The 18,844-nt window shown below is 67.0% G+C and carries 14 protein-coding genes and 1 tRNA gene; 10 read left to right on the top strand and 5 right to left on the bottom strand.

Going from position 1 to position 18,844, the window contains the following annotated elements; all coding sequences use genetic code 11:
- Positions 1 to 37: 37 nt before the first annotated feature.
- The 4 genes from iolD to C8J30_RS14050 all read left to right on the top strand — a co-directional run bounded on the left by iolD (position 38) and on the right by C8J30_RS14050 (position 4,871).
- The gene (gene iolD / locus C8J30_RS14065) at positions 38 to 1,879 is read left to right on the top strand and encodes a 3D-(3,5/4)-trihydroxycyclohexane-1,2-dione acylhydrolase (decyclizing) (RefSeq protein ID WP_110806484.1); all 1,842 of its coding nucleotides are present in this window, start codon (positions 38 to 40) and stop codon (positions 1,877 to 1,879) included.
- Between the two features lie 81 nt (positions 1,880 to 1,960).
- Positions 1,961 to 2,881, top strand: coding sequence for a myo-inosose-2 dehydratase (gene iolE, locus C8J30_RS14060; RefSeq protein WP_110806483.1), 921 nt, complete (start codon positions 1,961 to 1,963; stop codon positions 2,879 to 2,881).
- A gap of 85 nt (positions 2,882 to 2,966) precedes the next feature.
- On the top strand, positions 2,967 to 3,770 hold the full coding sequence (iolB, locus tag C8J30_RS14055) for a 5-deoxy-glucuronate isomerase (protein ID WP_110806482.1): 804 nt from the start codon (positions 2,967 to 2,969) through the stop codon (positions 3,768 to 3,770).
- A gap of 72 nt (positions 3,771 to 3,842) precedes the next feature.
- A complete protein-coding gene (locus C8J30_RS14050; protein ID WP_110806481.1) occupies positions 3,843 to 4,871 on the top strand; it encodes a GlxA family transcriptional regulator in 1,029 nt (342 codons plus the stop codon).
- Here C8J30_RS14050 and C8J30_RS14045 read toward each other — a convergent pair.
- Entirely contained in the window at positions 4,868 to 5,599 is a 732-nt protein-coding gene (locus C8J30_RS14045) for an NAD(P)-binding domain-containing protein (protein WP_110806480.1), read from the bottom strand. The two genes, C8J30_RS14050 and C8J30_RS14045, sit on opposite strands and share 4 nt — an antisense overlap.
- 167 nt (positions 5,600 to 5,766) lie before the next feature.
- Here C8J30_RS14045 and C8J30_RS18695 point away from each other — a divergent pair, with 167 nt between their 5' ends.
- Positions 5,767 to 5,931, top strand: a complete 165-nt coding sequence (locus C8J30_RS18695; RefSeq protein ID WP_181420889.1) for a hypothetical protein — start codon at positions 5,767 to 5,769, stop codon at positions 5,929 to 5,931.
- On the top strand, positions 5,928 to 6,089 hold the full coding sequence (hemP, locus tag C8J30_RS14040; protein ID WP_110806479.1) for a hemin uptake protein HemP: 162 nt from the start codon (positions 5,928 to 5,930) through the stop codon (positions 6,087 to 6,089). Before C8J30_RS18695 ends, hemP begins: the two co-directional genes overlap by 4 nt.
- A gap of 69 nt (positions 6,090 to 6,158) precedes the next feature.
- Here the strand turns inward: hemP and C8J30_RS14035 are convergent, their stop codons facing one another.
- Complete coding sequence (locus C8J30_RS14035; protein ID WP_110806478.1) at positions 6,159 to 6,434, bottom strand: DksA/TraR family C4-type zinc finger protein; 276 nt, start codon at positions 6,432 to 6,434, stop codon at positions 6,159 to 6,161.
- 61 nt (positions 6,435 to 6,495) lie between these two features.
- Positions 6,496 to 6,569 (bottom strand) — tRNA-Gly (locus C8J30_RS14030).
- A gap of 254 nt (positions 6,570 to 6,823) precedes the next feature.
- Here C8J30_RS14030 and C8J30_RS14025 point away from each other — a divergent pair.
- Complete coding sequence (locus C8J30_RS14025; protein ID WP_181420888.1) at positions 6,824 to 10,120, top strand: sensor domain-containing protein; 3,297 nt, start codon at positions 6,824 to 6,826, stop codon at positions 10,118 to 10,120.
- A 10-nt stretch (positions 10,121 to 10,130) separates the two neighbouring features.
- Here the strand turns inward: C8J30_RS14025 and C8J30_RS14020 are convergent, their stop codons facing one another.
- On the bottom strand, positions 10,131 to 10,550 hold the full coding sequence (locus tag C8J30_RS14020; protein WP_110806476.1) for an RrF2 family transcriptional regulator: 420 nt from the start codon (positions 10,548 to 10,550) through the stop codon (positions 10,131 to 10,133).
- 130 nt (positions 10,551 to 10,680) lie between these two features.
- Here C8J30_RS14020 and hcp point away from each other — a divergent pair, with 130 nt between their 5' ends.
- Entirely contained in the window at positions 10,681 to 12,330 is a 1,650-nt protein-coding gene (gene hcp / locus C8J30_RS14015) for a hydroxylamine reductase (RefSeq protein ID WP_110806475.1), read from the top strand.
- A 54-nt stretch (positions 12,331 to 12,384) separates the two neighbouring features.
- On the opposite strand, the gene C8J30_RS14010 is transcribed toward hcp, so the two are convergent.
- Complete coding sequence (locus C8J30_RS14010) at positions 12,385 to 14,718, bottom strand: methyl-accepting chemotaxis protein (protein WP_245909829.1); 2,334 nt, start codon at positions 14,716 to 14,718, stop codon at positions 12,385 to 12,387.
- Between the two features lie 380 nt (positions 14,719 to 15,098).
- On the opposite strand from C8J30_RS14010, the gene C8J30_RS14005 reads away from it, so the two are divergent.
- Together C8J30_RS14005 and C8J30_RS14000 are read left to right on the top strand one after the other, a co-directional pair.
- The gene (locus C8J30_RS14005) at positions 15,099 to 17,807 is read left to right on the top strand and encodes a putative bifunctional diguanylate cyclase/phosphodiesterase (protein WP_181420887.1); all 2,709 of its coding nucleotides are present in this window, start codon (positions 15,099 to 15,101) and stop codon (positions 17,805 to 17,807) included.
- 231 nt (positions 17,808 to 18,038) lie between these two features.
- On the top strand, positions 18,039 to 18,782 hold the full coding sequence (locus tag C8J30_RS14000) for a helix-turn-helix transcriptional regulator (protein WP_110806472.1): 744 nt from the start codon (positions 18,039 to 18,041) through the stop codon (positions 18,780 to 18,782).
- Positions 18,783 to 18,844: the final 62 nt, after the last annotated feature.

The raw sequence follows: 18,844 nt of genomic DNA, 5'->3' as shown, positions 1-18,844 counted from the left end.
GCGGGTTCTGGCCCGCTGATCCCGGGAGAGGCGAAAGATGGCGGGTGAGACGATCCGGTTGACGGCGGCGCAGGCGATGATGCGCTGGCTTTCGGTGCAGATGACCGAGGAAGGCGAGCGCTTCCTCGAAGGCGTCTGGGCGATTTTCGGCCACGGCAACGTGGCGGGGATCGGCGAGGCTTTGCACGGCATCGGCGATGCGCTGCCGACCTGGCGGGGGCAGAACGAGCAGACGATGGCCCATGCGGCGATTGCCTATGCGAAGACGATGAAGCGTAAGCGCGCGATGGCGGTGACCTCCTCGATCGGGCCGGGGGCGACGAACATGGTGACGGCGGCGGCGCTCGCCCATGTGAACCGCTTGCCCGTGCTTTTCATCCCGGGCGATGTCTTTGCCAACCGCCGCCCCGATCCGGTGCTGCAGCAGATCGAGGATTTCGACGACGGCACGATTTCGGCCAATGACTGCTTCCGCCCGGTGGTGCGCTATTTCGACCGGATTTCGCGGCCCGAGCATCTGCTGACCGCCCTGCCCCGCGCTTTCGCGGTGATGACCGATCCGGCCAATTGCGGCCCGGTCTGTCTCGCCTTCTGTCAGGACGTGCAGGCCGAGGCTTTCGACTATCCGGTCGAGTTCTTCGCGCCGAAGGTCTGGCGCATCCGCCGCCCCGAGCCGGATCTGCAGGAACTGGCCGAGGTCGTGGCGCTGATCAAGGCGGCCGAAGCCCCGGTGATCGTCGCGGGCGGCGGGGTGATCTATTCGGGTGCCGAGGCCGATCTGGCGGCCTTCGCAGCGGCCCACAACATTCCCTTTGTCGAGACCCAGGCGGGCAAGGGAGCGAATGGCTGGGACGATGCGTTCAACTTCGGCTCGCCCGGGGTGACCGGTTCGGCCTGTGCCAACGAGCTTTGTGCCAAGGCCGATCTGGTGCTGGGGGTCGGCACCCGGTTTCAGGATTTCACCACCGGCTCATGGACGGTTTTCGGGGCCGAAGGGCGCAAGCTCGTGAGCATCAACCTTGCGGGCTATGACGCGCTCAAGCACGGGGCGGTCGGGCTTGTCGGCGATGCCAAGGTCTGCTTGCAGAAGATCTCCGCGGCGCTTGGCGATCACAAGGCCCCGGCCTTTGATGCGGCCTCGCGGCTGGCCTGGCAGGCTGCGGTGAAGGTGGTGACGGCGCCGCCCGCGCGAGGCGATGCGAACAATCTGCCCTCGGATGCGCAGGTGATCGGCGCGGTGCAGCGGGTGGTGACGAAGGACAGCATCGTGATGTGCGCGGCGGGCACGATGCCGGGGGCGCTGCAGGTGCTTTGGCAGGCGGCGCCAGGCGGCTATCACATGGAATACGGCTATTCCTGCATGGGCTACGAGGTGGCGGGGGCGCTGGGGATTGCGCTCGCCCGCCCCGGGAAAGAGGTGATCTGTTTCGTCGGTGATGGCAGCTACATGATGGCGAATTCGGAGCTTGCCACCGCGGTGATGCGTCATGTGCCCTTCACCATCGTGCTGACCGACAACCGTGGCTATGGCTGCATCAACCGGCTGCAGCAGGAATGCGGCGGGGCCGAGTTCAACAACCTTTACAAGGACTGCCGCATCGAAGAGGGGCCGCAGATCGATTTCGTCGCCCATGCGGCCTCGATGGGGGCGCATGCCGAGAAGGTCGGCTCGATCGCCGATCTGGAAGCCGCGATCGTCGCCGCGCGCGGGCGCAAGATCCCGAGCGTGATCCTGATCGACACCGATCCGGTGCCGGGCACCGGCGCGGGCGGGCATTGGTGGGATGTGGCCGTGCCGCAAGTGGGCGGGCCTGCGCGGCTTGAGGCGGCGCGCGAGCGCTATGTGAAGGCCGCCGCCCGGCAGAATGTCGTGAACTGAACCGAAGGCCGGGGGCTTTGCCCCCGGACCCCCCAGCGTATTTGGGCCAAGAAAAAACAAGGCCCGGGAAAAGAGGAAAAGATGATCCTTTACGGCACGAACCCCATCGCCTGGGCGAATGATGACGATCAGACGATCGGCGCCGATATTCCGACCGAGCAGATCCTGCGCGAAGCGGGCCGCGAGATCGGCTTTGACGGTATCGAGAACGGCCACCGCTGGCCCGAGGATCCGGTCGCGCTGAAGGCGCTGCTGGGGGCGTATGGGCTGAAGTTCGTCTCGGGCTGGTATTCGACCAATCTGCTCGTCGGCTCGGTCGAGGACGAGATCAAGTCGGTGCAGGGGCATCTGGCGAAGCTGAAGGAGAACGGCTGCAAGGTCTGCATCGTCTGCGAATGCTCGAACACCGTGCATGGCAGCCCGACGACGCCGGTGAATGCGCGGCCGCGCCTGACGGCTGACGAGATGGTGGCCTTTGGCGCGAAGATCGAGGCCTTTGCGGCCTATCTGGCCTCCGAGGGCGTGACGCTTGCTTATCACCACCATATGGGCACCGTGGTCGAAAGTCCGGAAGAAATCGACGCCTTCATGGCCGCGACCGGGCCGCATGCGCACCTGTTGTTCGATGCCGGGCATTGCACCTTTGGCGGCGGCAACCCCGAGGAAGTTCTGGCGCGGCATGTGGGGCGCGTTGCGCATTTCCATTCCAAGAACATCCGTCGCGCGATCTGTGACCGGGTCCGGGCCGAGAATCTGTCCTTCCTGCAGGGCGTTCTGGCCGGGGCTTTCACCGTGCCGGGCGATCCCGAAGGGGCGATCGACTTCCTGCCGCTGATGCGGATCCTTGCGAGCGCGCATTACAGCGGCTGGCTGGTGATCGAGGCCGAGCAGGATCCGAAGCTGCGCAATCCGCTGCAGTATCAGTCGCTGGGGCTGAAGTCGCTGAAGGCGGCGGCGCGGGCGGCGGGGCTCGATGCCGGGTGCGGCTGCGGCTGTTCGTAACGAAAGCCGGGGCCAAAACACGGGGAAGGCGCTGCCTTCTCCGGACCCCATCCGAGGTATTTAGTGCAAGATAAAGGGACACGGGATGACGTTGCTGCGCAAGCCTTTCGGGGCGCATGGGAAGGTGCATGAGATCACCCCGGCCTCGGCGGGATGGCGCTATGTGGGGTTCTCGCTTTACCGGCTGCGCGCGGGCGAGGGGACGGCCGAGGCGACCGGGGGCAACGAGGTGATCCTGGTCATGGTCGAGGGCAAGGCGCATCTGACCGCGGCCGGGCAGGATTGGGGCATGCTCGGCGAGCGGATGAATGTCTTCGAGAAGACCCCGCCGCATTGTCTTTATGTGCCGAACGGGCAGGATTGGTCGGCCGTGGCCGAGACCGACTGCACGATTGCCGTCTGTGCCGCGCCGGGCAAGGGCGGGCATCCTGCGCGCCGGATCGGGCCGGAGGGGATCACGCTCACGCCGCGCGGGAAGGGCGGAAACACCCGTCACATCAACAACATCGCGATGGAAAACGAGGATTATTGCGACAGCCTGCTGGTCACCGAGGTGTTTACGCCTGCGGGTCATTGGTCGTCCTATCCGAGCCACCGCCATGACGAGGATGACTTCCCCCGCATCACCTATCTCGAGGAGACCTATTACCACCGGCTCAACCCGGCGCAGGGCTGGGGGGTGCAGCGGGTCTATACCGAAGACGGCAGCCTTGACGAGACGATGGCGGTGAAGGATGGCGATGTTGTCTGCGTCCCGCGCGGCCATCACCCCTGCGGCGCCCCCTATGGCTTCGAGATGTATTACCTCAACGTCATGGCCGGGCCGCGGCGGAACTGGCGCTTCCAGCCCGATCCCGCCAGCGAATGGATCCTGACCCGGGATGCCTGAGGGGCCGCGCGGGGCTGTTGCGATCCCCCGCGTCGTCGTGTCACGCAGGGATATCCACGCTTCGGGGACCCGATGACCGATTCGCTTCCGCTCGTGCCGCAGGGCGCGGCCTTCTTTCCCGTCGAAACCCCGGGCGAGACCCGCAAATACGCGTTCCTGCTCGTGCCGGGCTTCACCCTGCTTGCCTTTTCCTCGGCGGTGGAGCCGCTGCGGATTGCCAATCAACTCTCGCAACAGCCGCTTTATCAGTGGCGGCTGCTGTCAGAGGGCGGTGCCGCCGTCGCCTCGTCTTCGGGGATTTCGGTCTGCACCGATGGGCCGCTGGCCGCCCTGCCCCGGGACACCCGGCTGTTCGTCTGCTCGGGCAATCCGGCCGCGGCCGCCGCGGCGGAGCCGGTGGTGGCGCTGGTGCGGGCGCATGCACGCTTTGGCGGCACCGTGGGCGGGATCTGCACCGGCGCCGTCGCGCTGGCCAAGGCGGGCTTGCTGGACCGGGCAAGTTTCACCCTGCATTGGGAAAACCAGCCCGCCTTTTGCGAGGATTTTCCTGAACTGACCCCCACGCCCGCGATGTTCGAGATCGCGGCGAAGGTGATGACCTGCGGTGGCGGCGCGGCCTCGACCGACATGATGATTTCGCTGATCGCGCAGGATCATGGCGCGGAATTCGCCGCGATGGTGTCGGAGATGTGCCTGCGCAAGGTGATGGTGGGGGTCGATGCGGCGCAGCGCTCGGCGCTGTCGGTGCTGATCCGCTCGCGCAATCCGGGGTTGATCGCGATGGTGGCGCGGATGAAGGCGCATCTGGAAGACCCGGTGCCGCTGGCCGAGATCGTCACCGCCTCGGGCTATTCGCGCCGCCATGTGGAGCGGATGTTCCTGTCGGTGCTGGGCGAGACGCCCGGGGACTTCTACCGCGGGCTGCGGCTCGATCACGCCCGCAACCTGCTGTCGACCACCGAGATGACGCTGATCGAGGTCGCCGTCGCCTGCGGATTTTCGACCGTGGCGCATTTCTCGCGCAGCTTCCGCGCCCGGTTCGGGGTGGCGCCGACGAAATTCAACCGCACGCTCAGCGCCCCGGCGCCGCAGCCGCGCTAGCTGCGCCCGGCCAGACGGTCGAGCCCCGCCAGCAGATCGGGCACCATCCCCGCCGCTTCCATGTGGCGGCGCAGGCGCTGGTTGTAGCCCCCCTCGGTGTCGAGCGCGGCCAGCAGATCGGCGACCGGCCCGGCCTGCAGACTGACGCCGACCAGATGGCGCAGGAAGGCCTCGCCCGCCGCCGGATCGCGGCTGCGCGCCGCAAGCCAGCCCGCCGTTTCCTGCACCAGAAGCGCCACCGGCGACAGCACCGCCTGCGCGGCCAGCCAATCGGTCAGCTCGGACTCGGCGCCGAGCGCATAGATCCGGTTGCGCGCCCCGAACAGCGTCTCGATCAGCGCGGTCTCGCCACAGGCGAGGATCGGCGAGCCGCCCGTCGCGATCGCCGGATAGGGCAGCATCACCGCCTCGGCCCGGGCCGGAGCGACCCATTGCGCGACCTGCGCCAGCGTCGCCCCCGCCATCAGCGAGATCACCCGCTGATCGGGCCGAAAGCCAAGGTCGGGCAGAAGCTGCGCCGCCGTTTCGGCCACAAGGCCGAGGATCACCACCTCGGAGCGCTCCAGCACCGCCTGATTGGGCGCGATGGTGACACAGGCGCAGTCCCGCGCCAGCGCCGCCGCATGGGCCGCGCCGCGTTCGGAGACGGTGATCTCGTGCCCGTCGCCCTCCATGCCGCGCACCACGGCGCTCGCAATCGTGCCCGTCCCCAGAATTCCGATCCGCATCCGGCTCTCCCTCTCCTGCCCGTCCAGAGAAGCCGCAGTCAGCCGGATTGCCAAGCGGTTTCCACCCAAGCGGGTCAAGAAATTTCCGACGAAAAGATTCCGGCTTTACATTTCCGATTGAATCAGTCAGGTTTAGCACATCATCCACAACCGCCGAGGTTCACCTCATGACCCTTGCTCTCTTCACTCGCAACCGTCCGGCCCTGCCCCGGCACGACGACCGGGCGCCGGTGCCGTTTTCCCTGTCCGACCTTGTCGCCGCGCTCAGCACCGGGTTCGACCATGCACAGCGGTATGAGGCGATGCTGGACCGGCGGGAGGGCTGCGCATGAACATGACCCTTCCGATGTCGGGCAGCGCCACGCCGGTGCTTCCGGCCCATGATGCGCGCATTTTGACCAGGGGCGGCAACCTGGCGCAGATCGATCTCGACGGACAAACCTATACGCTGCGTATCACGCGGCAGGGAAAGCTGATCCTGACCAAATGATCCCCGGTCAGGCGCCGCTCCCGAAACTCTCTCATCGCTGACTTGGGGCCGGGCAACCGGTCCCTTTTTTCATTTCAACTGGCTGTCTTTCGAGGCACGCCGGTTCATGCCGGGCCGCGGCTGGCGGGCCTTGGCCGCATCGCGATCGGCGGCGCAGTCGCGGCAGAGCTTCACGCCGGGCACGGCCTGCCGACGCTCTTCCGGGATCGGCTCGTCGCAGTCGATGCAGGTCCGCGCGCTTTCGCCCACCAGACCCCGCCGCGCCGCCATGCGCTTGAGCTCGTCCTCGATCGAGGCGTCGATCTGATCCTGAACCGCGCCATCGCGCGCCCAACCACCGGCCATGCGAACTCCTCCTGCCGCGCCACTCTGGCAGGGCGGATCGCCTTCGTCAAAGCTGGAAGGATGGAGCGGGTGACGGGAATCGAACCCGTGTCTCTAGCTTGGAAGGCTAGGGTCTTACCATTACACAACACCCGCACAGGGCGCGTCTTACAACCCGAAATCGCGGCTGGCAAGAGGCAGGACGGCCATCCTCCGCCAGCTCCGGCGCCCAAACAGGGGCGAAAACCCGATCCCGCGGCCCTCGGCGCGGATTGGCACGAAAGCGTTAATTTTTCGTTAACCATATTATGATCCCCTGAGTCGGGGAGGGAAGGTCCTGCATGGTTCATGCAGGGCTCGGGGGGAGACATATGCTCAATGTGCCGGATTTTGGAGCCGCGACGGGAGAAGTGAAGACCAACGCGCGCGACGGGCCGTCGTCGCTGACGATCGATTTCGACCCGACCGGGCGGATCACCGTGGTTGCGGGATCTCTTGATCTGCTCGGTCAGAGCGGCACCGCGCGTGGCGGCACTCCTTTCCCCGATCTGTTCATCCCCGCCGATCGGCTGCAGCTTGCGGACTGGCTGGCCTCGCCCGAAACCGCGACGACGCTGCGCCTGTCGCTGACCCGGGGCCTGCTGCCCCCCCTTCCCTGCCATGTCACGCTCTTGCGCCTCGCCCCCGGGCAGGCCGGACGCGCCGTCCTGAACGATGCCGCCGCGGCCGAGGATGTCGCGCGCCTGCGCGCCGAGCGCGACCACTTCGCCCATTACGTCGACGAGACCTGGCTCGGCACCTGGGCCTGGAACGTGCAGACCGGCGAGACGCGGTTCAACGAACGCTGGGCCGGGATCGTCGGCTATCGTCTGGCCGAGCTCGCCCCGATCAGCATCGAGACCTGGCTGCAGCTTTGTCATCCCGACGATCTGGCGCGCTCCAACCATGAATTGCAGCGCCATTTCGCGGGCGAGACCGAATGGTACGAGGTCGAGGTGCGGATGCGGCGCAAGGACGGCCGCTGGATCTGGGTGCGCGATGTCGGGCGGTTGCAGAGCCGCGACGCGCAGGGGCGCCCGGAATGGATGTATGGCGTGCATCGCAACATCGACGCGGTGAAGGCGCGCGAAGGGCAATTGCGCCGGGTGCAGGGGCTTTTGGAAAAGGCGGGGGCGCTCGCCGGTTTCGGCTGCTGGGAACTCGACGTCCGAACGCAGGAAATCTACTGGTCCGATGAAACCTGCCGCATCCACGGCATGCCCCCCGGAACCGTGCCGCCGCTGGAAAAGGCGATCGCCTTCTACGCCCCCGAAGCCCGCCCGATCGTCGCAGCCGCCGTCGAGGCCGCGATGCAGCATGGCACACCCTGGCAGTTCGAGCTGCCGCTGATCCGGGCTGATGGCACGCGGATCTGGGTAGTCTCGCTGGGCGAGGCGCAGTTCGAGGACGGCCTGCCCGTGCGCATCGCCGGGGCGTTTCAGGACATCACCGCCCGCAAGGAAAGCGAGCGCAAGCTGGCCGAGGCGGCAACCGAAGTGCAGATCGCCCATGAACGGCTGAACACGATCGCGCAGAACGTGCCCGGGGCGCTTTTCGAGTTGCGCCGCGAGGCCGACGGCCGGATCGGGTTTCCCTATTTCACCCGCAAATTCGCCGAATTGCTGGGCGTGCCCGACAGCATCATGGCCGCGGGCGGCCCCCCCGTCTTCCGCAACATCCCGCGCGCGGATTTCGAGGCGGTGCAGAATGCCTTCCTCGCCTCGCGGCAGTCGCTGAGCCTGCTCGAGGCGCGGCACCGGGTGATGGACGCCGATGGCGAGACACGCTGGGTCAATCTCTGGGCCTCGCCCTCGGCGCAGCCCGACGGGGCGGTGCACTGGTTCGGCAAGGCGCTCGACATCACCGATCGTCTGCAGATCGAGGCGCAGGTGACGGCGGCCGCCGAAGAGGTCCGCCTCGCCCATGCCCGCATCGCCTCGATCCTCGACATCGTGCCGGTCGGGCTGTTCGAATTCCGGCTGCACCCGGATGGCCGCACCGATTTCCCCTATACGAGCGGGCGGTTCGGCGAACTCGTCGGCCGCGACCGGGCCGAGATCGCGCGGCTTGGGGGGGCGCTGCTGGCCGGAGTTCTGCCCGAGGATCGGCCCGCGATGGAAGAGCTGACCCGGATCAGCGCGGCAGAGCTGACACCGTGGCGGATGCGGTTTCGCTATGCCCACCCCGAGCGGGGGATGATCTGGCTGATGGCGGCCTCGATCCCCGAGGCGAAACCCGATGGCACGGTGATCTGGACCGGGGCGCTTTACGACGCCACCCCCGACGTCACGCGCGAATCCGAGCTGGAACGCGCCTATGCGCTGGCCGAGCAGATGCGCAACGAAAACGAGCATCTGGCGCTGCATGACGGGCTGACCCGGCTGCCGAACCGGCGCTATTTCGACCGCCACATCGAGGCCCGTCTGCATGCGGCCGAAGCGGGTCATGGTCCGCGCGACTGTGTGCTGATCCAGGTCGACCTCGACCACTTCAAGCATGTGAACGACACTTTGGGCCACGCGGCGGGCGATCAGGTGCTGATCCGCGTGGCCGATCTTCTGCGCCGCAACCTGCAGGCGGATGATTTCGCGGCGCGCCTTGGTGGCGACGAATTCTGTCTGCTGCTCGCCCCGGGCACCACCGAAATGCGCGCCCGCGCCATCGTCGAACGGCTGCGCCGCGGGCTCGACGAGCCGCTGCGCTATCGTGGCCATCCCTGCCGGATCAGCGCCTCCTTTGGCGTGGTGATTGCCGAGGACATGACCGATCTGGCCGAAGAACTGCAGCTTTACGCCGATGCCGCGCTTTATCGCGCCAAGACCGCCGGGCGTGACCGGGTCGAGATTTTCGCCCATGCGCTGGCCGAACAGATGCATCTCGACCGGCAGCTGGCCGCACACTTCCACTGGGCCTTCGAGAAAAACGAGTTCGAACCCTGGTTCCAGCCTCAGGTGCGCACGAGTGACATGTCCCTTGTCGGGGTCGAGGTGCTGGTGCGCTGGCGCCATCCCGAACGCGGCCTGATGACCCCCGAGGCCTTCCTGCGGGTGGCGCGGGAATTGCAGATCGTGGCGGAAATCGACCGTGTGGTGATGGAAAAGACCGCCGAGGTGCTCGACCGGCTCGAGGGCGCGGGGATCGTGCTGCAGCGGGTCTCCTTCAATGTCTGCGCCGGGCGGTTGCGCGACCCCTCCTTGCCGCTGGCGGCCCGCAAGGTCGCGCGCGACCGGACCCGGGTGGCGCTGGAGCTGCTCGAAACCGGAAACTGGCAGGAGGAAGGCGACGATTTCCGCGAAGCTCTGGCGCGGCTGCGCGCGCAGGGGATCGAGATCGAGATCGACGATTTCGGCTCGGGTCAGACCTCGATCGTCGGGCTGATGGAGATCCGGCCCTCGGCGTTGAAGATCGACCGGCGGATCGTCGCGGCGATGCGGCGCGACACCCAGGATGCCGGGCTCGTGCGCCAGATCGTGCAGATCGCCCGCAGCCTTGGCATCACCACGATTGCCGAGGGGGTCGAGACCGCGGCACAGGCAGAGACACTCCGCGCGATCGGCTGCGACAGGATGCAGGGCTTCTTCATCGCGCCGCCGCTCGACGAGGCCAGGCTGCGCGCCTTCATGATGGCGCGGCAAAGCCCGGTGCGGGCCTCGGGGGGCGCGATCTGATCGCGCGCCCTCAGACGCCTTGCGGGGCGGGCCTGCGGCGCAGGCAATCGGCGATGCTGTAGGCGTCGAGGAAGCGGAAATACTGCCCCTGCGCCGAGGAAAGAACGCCTTTCAACCCGCAGAGCGGCTCGACGACGCACTGCCCGTCGGGGGCGAAACAAGCCACGATCGGCTGGCGGGCCTCGAAATGACGCACCACCGCGCCGACGCGGATCTCGGTCGCGGGCCGCGCCAGCAGCACGCCCCCCTTCGCGCCCTTCACCGTGCGCACGAATCCTCCGGCCACCAGCGTCTGAACCACCTTCTGAAGATGGTTGCGAGACACAGCGAGGGCTTGCGCAAGTGCCTCGGTATTGACCAGCCGCTCCGGTTCGGATGCCAGAAAAAGCAGCGTGCGCAGCGCGAAATCGGTCGATGACATCAGATGCATGCGTCGCTCTCCGGCTCCGGGCGCGGCTTTGCGTTGCGCCCATCGTGGAATTCACAATACCACGTTGCGGAGAGAGTTTAAATGGTATCAGAAATACCACGATACTTGCTCTCTCCCGAAAGGACATCAGATGTTTTGCATCCAGTGCGAACAGACCCTGCACACCGCGACCGGTGTCGGCTGCCGCTTCGCGCGTGGCGATTGCGGCAAGACCGCCGCCGTCTCCGATCTTCAGGATGCGCTCATCTGCGCGCTGATGGCGGTGTCGAGCTATGCCGTCGCGGCGCGGGCGCAGGGGATCATCGATGCCGAGGTCGATGCCTTCGTGCCGAAGGCGCTGTTTGCGACGCTGACGAACGTCAACTTCGACCCCGAGCGGCTTGCCGGCTATACGACCGAGGCGCAAAAGCTGCGCGACCGGCTGCGCGGGCTGTGCGCCGAAGCCGGGGCGGCGCTGCCCTCTCTGCCTGCGCTCGCCGATGCCACATGGCCCAGCGATGCCGCCGGGCTGAGCGAGGCCGGTCGGCAGGTGGCGCTCGACCGCGATGCGGCGCGGATCGGCGCGGATGTGATGGGCCTGCGGCTCCTGTGCCTTTACGGACTCAAGGGGATCGCCGCCTATATGGAACACGCCCGGGTGCTCGGCCAGACCGACCCCGTGGCGGCGGCGGGCTTTCATCGCCACATGGCCTTCCTGGCAACCGAGCCGACCGAAGCGCGCGCGCTTTTTGCCGAGGCGATGGCGATCGGCACGCTGAACTTCCGGGTGATGGAGATGCTCGACGCCGGGGCGACCGGCACTTTCGGCGATCCGGTGCCGACGCCGGTGAACCGACGCCCGGTCGCGGGCAAGGCGATCCTCGTCTCGGGGCATGATCTGCACGACCTGCTGCGCATTCTCGAACAGACCGCCGGGCGCGGCATCAATGTCTATACGCACGGCGAGATGCTGCCCGCCCATGCCTATCCGGCCTTCAAGGTCTTCCCGCATCTCGTCGGCCATTACGGCAGCGCCTGGCAGAACCAGCAAAGCGAATTCGCCGCCTTCCCGGGGGCGATCGTGATGACATCGAACTGCCTGATCGATCCGCGCAGCGGCGCCTATCAGGACCGGATCTTCACCCGGTCGATCGTCGGCTGGCCCGGCGTGCGCCATATCGAGGACGAGGATTTCGCCGCGGTCGTCGCCTGCGCCGAGACCCTGGCGGGCTTTGCCGCGACCGAGCCGGTGGTGACGCAACTGACCGGGTTTGGCCGCGCCACCCTGCTCGACGCCGCGCCCGCGGTGCTCGACAAGGTCAAGTCGGGGAAGATCCGGCATTTCTATCTGATCGGCGGCTGTGACGGCACGCGGGCCGAGCGCAGCTATTATGCCGATCTCGCCCGGGCGCTGCCGCAAGACACAGTGGTGCTGACGCTGGGCTGCGGCAAGTTCCGTCTTGACGGCATCGATTTCGGCAGCGTCGACGGCCTGCCGCGGCTGCTGGATCTCGGTCAGTGCAACGATGCCTATGCCGCGATCCGGCTGGCCGTGGCCCTGTCCGAGGCGCTCGGCTGCGGGGTGAACGATCTGCCGCTGACGCTGGTGCTGTCCTGGTTCGAGCAGAAGGCGATCGTGATCCTGCTGACTCTGCTGGCGCTTGGCGTGCGCGATATCCGGGTCGGGCCGACCGCGCCGGGGTTCCTGACGCCGAACCTGATCGCCACGCTGAATGCCGAATTCGGGCTGCGGCTGATCTCGACCCCCGAGGAAACTCTGGCCGAGACGCTCTGCGCCTGACCTTGGCACTGCGGAACGGGCGGCCCTGCCGCCCGTCCCAAGCCGGGGCCTGCCTCAGGCCGCCCGGCCCCGCTGCGCGGGCGCATCCTTGTCGGTGCGGAACTGCGACACATTCTCGACCAGCGCATCCGCCTCGACCCTCAGCGCGCCGAGCGCGGCATTGGTCTCTTCGAACATCGCGGCATTCTGCTGCGTGACCCGATCCAGCTCGGTCGTCGCCTTCGAAATTTCCGAGATGCCGACCTCGGTCTCGCCCACCGCGCCTGCGATATGTTCGATCCGCTCGAGCGCGCCGCGGATCGTGCCGACGATCTCGCTCAAGGCGCCCGCGGTCTGATCGACCATCTCGACCCCGCGGCCGACATCCTGCGTCGCCGTGCCGATGATCTGCGCAATCTCGCGCGAGGCTTCCGAGGAGCGCTGCGCCAGCGCCCGCACCTCCGAGGCGACGACGGCAAAGCCGCGTCCGCTTTCGCCCGCCCGCGCCGCCTCGACCCCCGCGTTCAGCGCCAGAAGGTTGGTCTGGAAGGCGATGTCGTCGATCACCTGCAACACCCGCTCGATCCGTTCGGAGGATTGGCGAATGCTCTCCATCGCCTCCATCGCCCGGGTCGCAATGCCGTTGCCGGTCTCGGCCCGTGTCGAGATCTCCCGCATCCGCTCCTTGGCGTCATTGGCGATCCCCGCCATATTGCCGATCGAGCTCGACATTTCCTCCAGCGCCGAGGCGGTTTCCTCGAGCATGGCCGCATTCTGTTCGCTGCGCCGCGCCAGATCATTGGCGGCGGTGCTGATCTCGGAGCTCGAGCCGTCGATCGTCACCGAGGCCGCCTCGATCGCCAGCACCGTCCGCGCAATGCTGTCATTCGCCGCCCGCACCGAGCGCGCCATTTCGTCGAAGACGCCCACCAGCCCGTCCTGCATGTGATAGGTCAGATCGCCCTCGGCCAGATGGCGCAGCGCCTTGTTGACCTCGGCGATGCCCGCATCCGTGATCTCGCCGATCCGGTTCAGACCGGCGCAGATCTCGGCCAGCATCCCTTCCTTGTCGTCAAGCCCGATCCGGCGCGAGAAATCCCCATCGGCACAGGCGGTGACCATCGCCGAAATCTCGGCGGCGATGCGGCGATCCTGCTCGGCCTGACGCCGGGCCTCCTCGGCTTCGCGGGCCAGTCGCGCCTCCTTGCCGGCCCGCTGTGCCGCCTCGCGCCGTGCTTCCTCCTGACGATGCGCCTCGCGGTCCTCTTCGGCCTTGCGGGCGATGTCCTGGCCTTCGAGAATGCTGACCCGGAAACTGTCGAGCGCGCTGCCCATCTGCGCGGTCTCGCGCAGACGCGGCACCGGCAGGGCCACATCCAGCTGACCGCCCGCCATCGCATCCGCCGCCTGCACCAGTGCCCGCACATCCCCTTCGGTCCGCCAGACCGAGCGCGCCCCCGTCATCATCGACGCGACGAGCGCCGCCAGAATGACGCCGCCGACCCCCAGGAAGCCGATCAGCGCAGCGCGGGCCTTGGCGGCAGCCGCCGCCCCGATCCGGTTGCCGATTTCGGTTTCGACCTGCTTCATCGCCTCGATCCGGGCGGTGGTGGTGGCAAAGAACGCATCCCCCGTCACGCCGCCCGTGTCCTGGGTCGTCGGGAAGGAAAAGGCAATCTCGCGCATCCGGTTCAGCTCGATCGAGGCGGGCAGCTCGTTCAGCCGATCCACCGCGGCCTGATCCTCGGGCGTTGCAAAGGCGGAAAAGAACAGGAAAGCCTGCTCCTGCTGCGCCACCATCGCGCGTATCTTCAACAGGGTCACCGTGTCGAACTGCCCCTTGCGGAACGCGCCCGAGCCCAGCGCGCGTTCGAGCCCGGCCCGTTCCTTCGCGGTGGTGAACGCCGCATAGGCGGTGATCCGCGCGTTGATCTGCGCATCGGCGCTGGCACCGGCCACGACGTCGACGAGTTGCAGCACATCGGCGTTCATTTCGGTGAAATATTCGATCGCCTCGGGCGGCGGGATCTGCCGGGCATCGACGGCCTTGCGAAGGTCGGCGCTTCTCTTGAAATCCCCTTCAAGCTCGGTCAGCAGGGCCGCAATCTGCGGCGGCAACTGGTCAAGGCCGATCGTTTTCGCATGCTCGATCAAGGCCACGCGCGCCGTATCGGCCGCCTTGCGCTGGGCTGCGAGCTTGTCCGGGATGGTGGCTTCCTTGCCATTGAGAAACAGGCTCGTCATCCCGCTTTCAAGCTGCTGGGCATGGGCCACATTGGCCGCCGCCTCGGCCAGTCCCATCAGCCGCTGCACCTGCCGCGCATCCGACAGCGCCGTCCAGCGCTCGCCGATCAGGACGAACCCGAAAACCAGCGCCAGCAAAGCGGGCATGCCGAGCGTCGTGACCATCACGCGCCGCAGCGAGTTTCGGGGAAGAGGTTTTTCCGACATCTGAAAGCACCCATTTGCAACCGAAACGAGAATGCCCGCGCTTCCCTAATGTTTTGCAAAGTTGCCCGGGCCGGACTCCTCTCAAGCCGAGACAGAGCAACTTTCTTTGATAAAATATGACGCAAATGGACTCTGCAAACCGGCCCCTGCGACGCTTTTTCGGGCAGTAGACCGTCCCCAGGAATGCAGCCCTGAATTGCAACGTTGACAGAACGTCGCAGATCGCGATTCATACTGCCAGTTCAAACTGTTTATCTCCTCTTTTCCGGGCGCCGAGGGAGCGTCTTTCGATGAATTGGAAACCCGCTTCAAATCGCGCCAGCGCGCGCAGCAAACCTTTGACGAGCGCCCCGGATCCGGCGCTCACGGCCTGCGGGCCGGTGAATGACCCTGTCGCAGAGATCGACGCCCGTTTCGCAGCCCTGGAATCGCTGCTGCCCCCCGAGAGTGACAGCCCCGACTTGCGGGCCGCGCTCGACCGGCTGCGGGTGAGTTGCGCCGAACAGGCGGCCGCGCTGGAGCTGTCGCTGCATCAGGCACCGGATGGGATGCATATTCCCGGCGATCTGTTGCGCCGCCTGCCGGTGCCGGTGCTGCTTCTTACCCATGCGCTGCGCATCGCGGACTGGAATGACCCCGCGCGCCGGATGCTGGGCGACGACCGCAGCGGCAATCCTTCCGGGGCCCTGCGCGGGGCTCTGTCGCGCAGCGAGGCGCGCGCCCTGACGGCGGCGCTGGATGCGGCCCCGGCACAGCCGTTTGTGCCGATCCGGGACAAGAGCGCGGTGCAGGCGCTGCGGCTGCACATCCTGCGCGCCGGACGGGCGCAGCAAACCTATGATGCCCATGTCGTCGGCACCCCGGACAGATTCGGCGCCCGGGGACTGACCTGGTGGGTGGTGCTGCTGCCAGTCAATGCCAGCACCTCTGCGGGCAACCCCGAACTCTTGCGTTTCCTGATCGAAAGCACGCTCGACCCGGTGACCCTGACCGATACCGATGGCCGGGTGGTGATCGCCAACAAGGCCTATGCCATGCCTTTCGGCCTCACCCCCGCCGAGATCGAGGGGCGGCGGCGGTCGCAATTCATGGATGAAAAGCTGGCGCGGCATCAGAACGGGATCGAGGCCGGGGTGATCGCAAAGCGCCAGGCGGTGCTGATGGAAGAGACGGCCCTGCGCCCGAGCGTAACCCGCAACGGCCAGCCCGGCGCGCTGCGACCGGCGCATCTCTTGACCGAGCGACGCCCGATCTTCGACGACGACGGGGCCGTGATCGGCGTCTTCACGCGCGCCCGCGATGTCAGCGAAGAGCTGCGCATGCGCGAGGTGGAGCGGCTTGCCGACCGGGTCTTCGAGCAATCCAGCGATGCGATCGTGGTGACCGATCCGGCGTTTCGGGTGGTGCGGGCGAACCCGGCCTTCGAGCGGATGAGCGGCCTTGATCTGGGCACCGGCCCATCCCCGCAGCTCGAGGCGCTGGTGACGCCGCGCAGCGGGACGCGCTGGATCGCGGCAGGCATGCCGAACGACGAATCCTGGCTGCGACAGGAGCTTTCGCCGACCGACGGGACCTGGCAGGGCGAGGTGGTGCTGCACAGTCGGGACGACCGCCAGCTGACCTGCTGGGCGCGGATCACCCGGCTGACCGATGCGGCGGGGACCACGCTTGGCCATGTCGCGATGCTGGCCGATCTGACGCTGCTGCGTCAGACCCAGGCCGACAACCAGCGCATGGCGCAGTTCGACCAGCTCACGGGCCTCGCCAACCGGCGGCTTCTGGCCGAGCGGATCGACGACTGGATCGGCTTTTGCTCGCGCTCGGGTCAGTCCTTCGCGCTGATGTATCTTGACCTGAACAAGTTCAAATCGGTGAACGACTCGCTGGGCCACGAGACCGGCGATCTGCTGCTGACGGTGATTGCCGACCGGCTGCGCGCCGTGCTGGGCGAAAACGAATTGGCGGCGCGGATCGGCGGCGACGAATTCGTCGTGCTGATCGGCAATGCCAACGAGACGGCGGCGCGGGCCCGGGCGGAGGCGTTGCTCGATCATCTGGCGCGGCCGCTTGATCTGCCGGGGCTGCACAATTACCGGCCCTCGGCCTCGGCGGGGATCGCCTGTTATGGCCGTCACGGCGACAGTCGCGATGCGCTTTTGCGCAATTCCGATCTGGCGATGTATGCGGCGAAATCCGACCGGCAGGCGGTGACGATCTACGAACCCTCGATGGGGGCCGAGGCGCTGCGCGAGCTGGAAACCCGGGTGGCGCTGATCAATGCGCTCGAAAACGACGAATTCGAGCTGCATTTTCAGCCGATCTTCGCGCTTGCGGACAAACGCCCGCGCGGCTGCGAGGCGCTGGTGCGCTGGCACCGGCCCGGGCACGGGCTGGTGATGCCGGGGGATTTCCTGCCGATCGCCGCCAAGGCGGGGCTGATGCCCGCGATCGACCGGATGGTGCTGCGCCGCGCGGTGGCGGTGCAGGCGCGCTGGCGCTGGGCGGGGCTTGTCCATGCCGACTGGACGCTGTCGATCAACCAGACCGCCTCCAGCCTTGCGGCGCAGGACTGGGCCGATGTGCTCGATGCGGAGCTGGTGCGGGTGGGCTGGAAGACCACGAACGATGTCGCGCCGCCCTTCGGGTTGCAGATCGAACTGACCGAGGATCAGCTCGCGATCGACGTGCCGGGCGCGATGGAGGCGCTGCAGCGGCTGCGCAAGATGGGGATTGCGCTCGCCATCGACGATTTCGGAACCGGCTATTCGAGCCTGACCTATCTGCGCCGGATGCCGGTGACGACGCTGAAGATCGACGCCAGCTTCGTGCGCGGCATCGAGGCCGATGGCGACGCCCGCCAGATCGTCGAGGCGATCATCGGGCTGGCGAAGAAATTCGGCTTCGTCGCGCTGGCCGAGGGGATCGAATCCGAGGCGGCGCTGCAGACGCTGATCGACCTCGGCTGCGAGCACGGACAGGGCTATCTGTTCGAGCGCCCCCTGCCGCAGGCCGTTTTCGAGGCACGGTTCTTCGGCACCGCGCCGTGAGCGATCTTCACCGCGGACGCCCCGGAGCCCCCCGCAACTGCGGGGGATCGCCGCAGCCCCGAAAGACTCGTTGCGTTCAGGGGGCGGCGGGGCTTCCTTTCCGCTGTGGCACGGGCCTGATCTGCGGCCCGTCTTTACCTGTGTAACCATGGCCTGTTGCCCATCGATGACCGATCGCGTCCTTGTTCCCGACCGCCGCCGCGCCCCCGCCTGCCCGCTGCGGGGAAAGACATGACGATGCAGGCGCTTCTTGATCTGGCCGAGACCCTGCGCGCCGATCCAGATCCGCTGGCGCGCTTTTCCGAATTCGCACAAAGGCGGGGCGCGAAGGGCTTTTTCTACGGTTTCAGCGCCTTTCGCAGCGATGTGGGCGATCTGGGCTATACCGCCGCCCTGTTTCATCACCACACCTACAGCGCCGAATGGCAGTCCGCGATCGGCGTCGGGGCGCTTCTCGACAATGACCATTCCATCGTCGCGATGGATCACGGCGCGCGCATGGTCGAATGGATGCCCGCCGAACTGGGCAGCTTCCTTGCCAGCCTGACCCCGTCGCAGCGCCGTCAGTTCGAGATCGAACACGACCTTGGCATGACCTGCGGCGCCTCGCTTCTGCTTGACGGGCATCCGCTCGGCTTTTCCGGCATCGGGCTCTGGATGGACACCCCGCCCGAGACCGCAGCCTTTCGCCGGCTCTGGGCCGCCGAAGGTACGGTGCTGACGGCCGCCTCGAACCTGCTGGATGCCGCCGTGCGGGGCGACCGGACGAACCTGCTGGTGCGGCTTTCCCCGCGCGAGATCGACTGCCTGTGCTGGCTGGCCCGCGGCCTGCGCCCGGCCGAGATCTGCTGGCGGCTGAAGATTTCGGAAAAGACCTTCGAGAAACATATCGCCTCGGCCAAGGCGAAGCTGAAATCGCGCACCCGCGATCAGGCGCTGGCCAAGGCCGTGCTGATGCGTCTGCTGCCGCTGTAACTGTTCGGCAACATGGGGAATTTCCCCCAGTGTTTGCCCCCGCCGGGCTTTGCTAAGAAAGT

It is taken from the genome of Rhodobacter viridis (assembly GCF_003217355.1).
Taxonomy (GTDB): Bacteria; Pseudomonadota; Alphaproteobacteria; order Rhodobacterales; family Rhodobacteraceae; genus Rhodobacter; species Rhodobacter viridis.
This window is presented reverse-complemented; position numbering and strand designations above follow the sequence as displayed.